This is a genomic window from Mesorhizobium sp. M7A.T.Ca.US.000.02.2.1 (assembly GCF_003996995.1).
Lineage (GTDB): Bacteria > Pseudomonadota > Alphaproteobacteria > Rhizobiales > Rhizobiaceae > Mesorhizobium.
The window spans coordinates 22,724-28,780 of record NZ_RZTT01000027.1 but is presented as its reverse complement, the minus strand read 5'-3'; the positions used below and the strand labels follow the sequence as shown (position 1 = coordinate 28,780).

The 6,057-nt window shown below is 57.9% G+C and carries 5 protein-coding genes; 2 read left to right on the top strand and 3 right to left on the bottom strand.

Annotation, left to right across the window (positions count from 1 at the left end; all coding sequences use genetic code 11):
* Together EOD15_RS36230 and EOD15_RS04655 are read left to right on the top strand one after the other, a co-directional pair.
* Positions 1 to 224 (top strand): hypothetical protein (locus tag EOD15_RS36230; RefSeq protein ID WP_210212187.1); only part of this gene is annotated, 224 nt, incomplete at its 5' end.
* Positions 225 to 1,546: 1,322 nt separating this feature from the next.
* Complete coding sequence (locus EOD15_RS04655; protein WP_127249593.1) at positions 1,547 to 1,759, top strand: cold-shock protein; 213 nt, start codon at positions 1,547 to 1,549, stop codon at positions 1,757 to 1,759.
* Positions 1,760 to 1,987: 228 nt separating this feature from the next.
* On the opposite strand, the gene EOD15_RS04650 is transcribed toward EOD15_RS04655, so the two are convergent.
* The 3 genes from EOD15_RS04650 to sctV all read right to left on the bottom strand — a co-directional run bounded on the left by EOD15_RS04650 (position 1,988) and on the right by sctV (position 6,012).
* Positions 1,988 to 2,458 carry a MucR family transcriptional regulator gene (locus EOD15_RS04650; protein WP_024505385.1) on the bottom strand — a complete coding sequence of 157 codons (471 nt, stop codon included), beginning with the start codon at positions 2,456 to 2,458 and terminating at the stop codon, positions 1,988 to 1,990.
* A gap of 894 nt (positions 2,459 to 3,352) precedes the next feature.
* Positions 3,353 to 3,895, bottom strand: a complete 543-nt coding sequence (locus EOD15_RS04645) for a tetratricopeptide repeat protein (protein WP_081714429.1) — start codon at positions 3,893 to 3,895, stop codon at positions 3,353 to 3,355.
* A 53-nt stretch (positions 3,896 to 3,948) separates the two neighbouring features.
* On the bottom strand, positions 3,949 to 6,012 hold the full coding sequence (gene sctV, locus EOD15_RS04640; RefSeq protein WP_063169272.1) for a type III secretion system export apparatus subunit SctV: 2,064 nt from the start codon (positions 6,010 to 6,012) through the stop codon (positions 3,949 to 3,951).
* Positions 6,013 to 6,057 lie beyond the last annotated feature (45 nt).

Below are 6,057 nucleotides of genomic sequence, written 5' to 3'. Positions count from 1 at the left end.
GAGCACCGCCGCGCCCCGGCCTCCCGATCACATTACGGACAAGGTGGGGCTTTGTCCAAAGCTTGTTCGCGGCAGGGGAGGGTACTTCCTCCCACCCTGCCGCCTTGTTGATGGAAGCTAAAACGGTCGCGCAGGCGCTAGAGTTGCATCGGCATAATCAGCTTAAACTCGCGAAGTTAAACCCGCGGTTGGTCTATCTCGGCCCGCCTCACCTGAAAGGCTAAGGTATCCGTTTCGGTCAAGGGTTTTAGGGGCCATTTTCGCTGCGCCTTGAGGAGAGCGTTTGCTAGGATGAGGAGCTTTCGCAACAAGATGATGACCTTTGCGGGTTTGCCTGCCGCCTTTAGCGCCTGGTATTTTGCCTTGAGGTCGGGGTTGAAGCGCAGGGCGAAGGGCCGGGCATGTAGAGGGCCTGGCGAACATTGGCCCGGCCGCCCCGGAGAAGGCGCGGCCGCTCCATTTTTTGCCGAGGCCGGCGAGGCTTGCGGCCTTTGGTTCCGAGTTCCGGCATGTCGATGGTGAGTGTGCAGGCGGTGGCATCCGATGCGCCATATGCTGGTCAGGATTTCGCGGCGCTGGACAGCGTCGGGATCGGCTTTCATGAGGGTAAGCATCGTCTGATCGATATCGCTGAGTTCACGTGGATCTGCTTCCAGCCACTCGTTGTTGTGGCGCCTGAGCAAGGCAAGCGGTCAAGGTCTGGCTCTGGTGCTGGCTGCGGTGCGATCCCCGCACGGGCCAGGTGCCGATCGTGTCGACGATCCACCTCGCCGCGACCAGAGAGCTGCTACTCTCTTCCGCTGTTCATTCTGGCCTCTTCGCAATGAATGTCATAAAATCACCTGTCGCAATTAATGGTTTTTGATTTTGCTCCAACAGCTGGCAGATATCGCCGAGAGTTCCGCAGAGAGCGTCGAAAGTTTTGGCCGCCTTCTTCCGCAGCCGCGCCTTGAGTTTTGAGCAGACCTGTCTTGATCGGGTTGAGATCGGGCGAGCATGGCGGCAGGATCAGGAGCCAGTGCCCCTTTGGCCAACCAGTGGGCGGCGCGTACCTTGCCGACAATCTGGGGTTCCGAACCCGACAGTTGGTTTTCAACCCGACAGTGGCCCGCCTCAGAGCAGGCTACCGCCCTTCGGAGCAGGCAGAAGCTAATCGAGGTTCGCGGGTTCCGGTTTGAATGTGCAGGTCGCTGCGCGCCTGATCTTTCGGTCTGGCGGCACATGACAAAAACCCTCATTTTGGCCGACGATACCCGGTCAGGAGCGGGTATCGCAGTCGAGAAGCGACCCGAGCACGTCCACAAGATGTGCCGAGTTTGCAAGGTGTGTCATTGTTTCTGTCAACGTTCGAGCGACAGCGCACGACGAAACGTCTGGCATACGCCTCGTCTGGCACGCGCCTCGCATATGTTGCAGTTGCTGCTGGAGATCAGGCGATCGAGTGGGCCTTGCAATTTTCCGATTTTGATGCGCCTAAAGTCTCGTGTACAAATCAGGCTGGCGTGAATGGCCTGCCTAAGTTGCGACTTATTACAAAGGAATGGATATGGCGACTGGAACGGTGAAGTGGTTCAACAGCACGAAGGGTTTTGGTTTTATTCAGCCTGACAACGGCGGTCAGGATGTCTTTGTCCACATTTCCGCTGTTGAACGAGCGGGCCTGTCGACCCTTAATGAGGGCCAGAAGATCAACTACGAGGTGGAACAGGATCGCCGCACGGGAAAGTCCTCTGCAGGCAGCCTCAGCAAGGTTGGCTAACGGTCCGGGAAAGCCTTGGCAAGGTTCGTCATCGCCGGAACGCATTGACGGCTCGAAACCCGGGCCGGAGCATGCAAGTTAATGCCGCGGCAGGGATTGCTGGAGCCATCATGAATTACTCTGGAAATGAGGCTCTTGGACGGGAAAGGCGGGGCTCATCCCCGCCCTTTGATTCCGCGCAGATTGGGCCAACGGCTGCTGCGCGTCCGAACGACTGTTGATACGGATTTAGGCTGCGACCTTCTTGCGGGTCCGTTTCGCCGGCGCCGTGGCTGGGGCTTCCGGCTCTTTCGGTTTGCGGCCGAGTCCCATGGTCTTGGCCAAGGCGGAGCGCGCAGCGGCGTAATTCGGCGCCACCATGGGATAATCCGACGGCAGACCCCATTTGGCGCGATATTCGTCTGGGGTCAGACCATAGTGCGTCGCCAGATGGCGCTTTAGCGATTTGAATTTCTTGCCGTCTTCAAGGCTAATGATGTAGTCCGGTTCGATCGACTTTTTGATCGGGACAGCAGGTTTTTTTACAGGCACAGGCTCTTCTGCCGGTATGAGTCCAGCCGTGCCGTTTAGAGCCCCGTGCACTTGGGCGATCAGGGCAGGAAGCTCCCCCGCCGGGACGGGGTTGTTGGAGACGTAGGCTGATACAACATCGGCAGTGAGCTCGATGAGGATGTCGGTCTTGTGGGGTTCTTCTGTCATAAACTTCTCCGGGCAGCTTAAAACACAGTTGGGCGAAGTGTCGCTTCATAGTGGCGGTTGCCGCTGAAAGCAAATGGATCGACGGGTGCGCTGCTCCTCCACCATTGAAGTCTCGGCGACGCATCCCGTCATCGTCCATCGCTAAAGGCAGCGTATTGAATTATGGGAGCGGTCGCGCCCGCCCCACCATAGCGATACAGCAAGACAATCAAAAAAGCCGGTCTTTGCTTGGCCCCAAATCTTTTCTCCTTTCGTGAACGCTGAGCTGCCAAGCTGCTACAGTTCACCTCGCGGGGCAACCGTGCACAACACAGGAGTCGCCCGAGCGATACATTCTTCACTTGCCGCTTATCAGCGCTGGTGATTGCACTTTGCAGCCTGCCTCCGGACCCGCAGCGCTCACGCTGTTGGTTTTGCGCCTGCAGGCGTCGGAAGTCGGATCGCCGCAGCTAATTTCCTCAGGCGGACGAATTCAACAAATCGATTGTTTGGATCGAAGGCATCCACACCATCGATGCCTCTAGAATATGATCCAGCTACAATCACCGTGCTGTAATGGCAGGGACGGCCAGCACAAGCGCGACACGATCCGGCGGGTCCATCGCTGCGTTACGTATTCATGGCTACTGCATCGGGCGCTCGGTCGACCGCCTTAAGCCAGGTCGCCGCATTGCGAGACGGTGACCGGCGAGGGAGAGGGCGCTCTGGCAACGAAGCGAGGCGGGTGGCCTTGCGGGTGGCCGCGTGATGTCATCCGGCTCTCCTGCCGATCTCTGCCGGCCAGATCTGGAGCAACTGTTTTGCATAGATATGGCTCTCTTCAGGGGGCCATCTATGATGGGAGCCGAGCGCGTGTTCGAGCCGGGGAACAGGCTGCGCATGCACTGTGCCCACCTATTGCGATCGTGCTAACCTTGGTTGTTTGGACTTGCCGTTAAAGGCAAGCGACAGATTGAAGTTATGCTGCACCATCTGATTGCCTGGCTCGTTTTCGAGAGCTCGCCGATACAGGGCCTGTGCCGCGTCATGCCGCCCCTCAATGTCCAAAATCACGCCCTTCGCATTCAATGCACGTACGTTTCCTGGGGCTGCAACCAAGACGCTGTCGAGCACCTCAACCGCTTCGTGCGGGCGCTTCTGGCCCACCAAGGCATTTGTAAGTCGTATCGCCGCATCAACATTGTCCGGGTGCTGCTTCACCTCATCCCGCAAAGCCCGCTCTTGAACATCCTGACCAACTTCGCGCAAAATGCGTTCGCGCATAGCCGGATCGATTTGATCGGCGCTGAGCAACTCGGGGGAAGATGTCTCCTGCACGGAAAGAGCCGGCTTTTGCCAGCTGGCGCAACCGCCCAAAGGCAGAATGGCGAGTACGGCAAAAAGAAGTGAGTTCCGGCGCAGAAACATAGGCGATGGAGAAACTGTATTGCTATTCATGTTATCTCTCAGTTATCGGGGAGGCGCGTGGCGTTCAGTTAGGAAAGGTGGGACTACTCTAACAATCCGCTGTTCGATCCGTGCGGGAGTGTGACGGATCCTGCGGGGCGAATTGTAAAGTCGGAGGCGAGGTCTTGATAAGACAGCACGGCGAGATCAACCCCGTTTCGCGTCAGAAAGCCGCGGACGAAACGTCGGACATCCATCGACGTCAACAGAATAGGGCGGGTTTGACCCGGTTCTGCGTTCGAAAGGACCTGACGTATCTGTGATAGCATCGCTTCGCTTTGCCGATCCTCCAGTGCGAGATAGGGGCCTGCATCCGAATCTCGAACCGCGCCACGCATCACATCCTCGCTCTCGCGCTCGACGACCAGGGCGGACACGATGCCCTCCGTGTTGGCATGGCGGTGGCAGATCTGTCGCTTCAAACCAGAACGGACATATTCCGTCAGCAGGGCAACGTTTTGCTCACGCTCGCTCCATTCGGCCAATGCCTCCAACACGAGACGGGTGTGGCGGATTGGGATACCTTCCTCCAGGAGGCGGCGCAGAACATCGGCAATCCGAGGAATCGGCGTCGTGCGTAGCACCTCTTTCACAAGCTCAGAATATTCCTGCTCCATTCGGCCCAGGAAATGTCGGGTCTCTTGGATGCCCACCAATCGCGGTGCGTAGCGGGTCAACGCTGCATGGACGCGCAAGGCGAGGAGTTCGCCGGGAGCCCTATGCTCCGTGCCGGCGCCCGTAAGGGCCTTTGCAGGGGTATGTTCAACCGGGAGTCTGTCCGTTTTCGGCTCACGTCTAAGGGGGACACCGCTCGAGTCGACGTGCGCTACATCGGCTCGGAGCGCCATCTGGTTTGGATCTAAGGCGTCCTGTTCGACTGGCACGCCCTCGACATCAATTCGGAATTGCGATTCAGGCAGCTGCTCGTCAACCAAGACAGGGATGCGAGGAACGATAATGCCCAGATCGGCTGTGACCAGGAGCGAAACGCGCCCAATATGTTTTTGCAATTCGGCTTGATCGACCGCCTGCATAAGATCTGGCGCTAGAAAAAATGCGATCGGGAATTCCTTCGCAGGCGCGGCTTGCTTAGGCTCCGCTGCAGTTCCACCTTTCGCATCGGCAGTGCCGGCGCCCAGCACATCAGCCTTGACAATGCTTACCGCAGCGAACACTGCGGCCAGCATCAGAAAGACGGGGAGGGGAAACCCAGGAACGAACCCCATTACAACCAGGACGCCGGCCGCCAGTCGCAAGGCTCGAGTGCTGGCCGTGAGCTGACTGACCATTTCTGTACCGAGGTTGATCCTCGCCGTCCCAGTCACACGGGTGACGATGGTCGCCGCAGTAATGGAGAGCAGAAGGGCCGGAATCTGCGATATCAATGCATCGCCTATCGTCAGCAGAGTGTAGTGATGCAGTACCTCGCCGAAGGACATGCCCTTGGAGAGCAGGCCGATCGAAATTCCACCCAGCATGTTGATGCAGATAACCACCAGCCCGGCGATGGAATCGCCCTTCACAAATTTCATCGCGCCGTCCATCGCGCCATAGAGTTGGCTTTCCTTCTCCAATTCGGCGCGCCGCCGGCGGGATTCGTTGGCATCGATGTGGCCGTTGCGTAGCTCTGCGTCGACCGCCATTTGCTTGCCCGGCAGAGCATCCAGCGTGAAACGCGCCGCCACTTCTGCCACCCGTTCGGCACCCTTCGCGAGGACCATGAATTGCACCATGGTGACGACCAGAAATATGACGAAACCCACCACGATATTGCCTGAAATGACGAAATCGCCAAAAGTATGAATAATGCTGCCGGCCTCCCCCTCGGCCAGAATCAGTCGCGTCGTTGCGACCGTGAGCGCGAGACGGAATACAGTGGAAATCAAAATAACGCCGGGCAAAGAGGAAAAATCAAGTGGAGTACTGACATACAGGGCAACCATCATCAGCAGTATGGCCAACCCCATATTGAATCCTATCAGGGCGTCGACCACCACGACCGGGATAGGCATGACCATCATCGCGACAGCCAGAAGCAGCATCAACGCAACCATTAAATCCGGGCTGGCCGGCGCACGCTTGATGAAGTCACGCAGGACGTTGGCCATCGAGACACCTTTGCAATCGGTTGAGACTTACTCTGCTGTTACGCC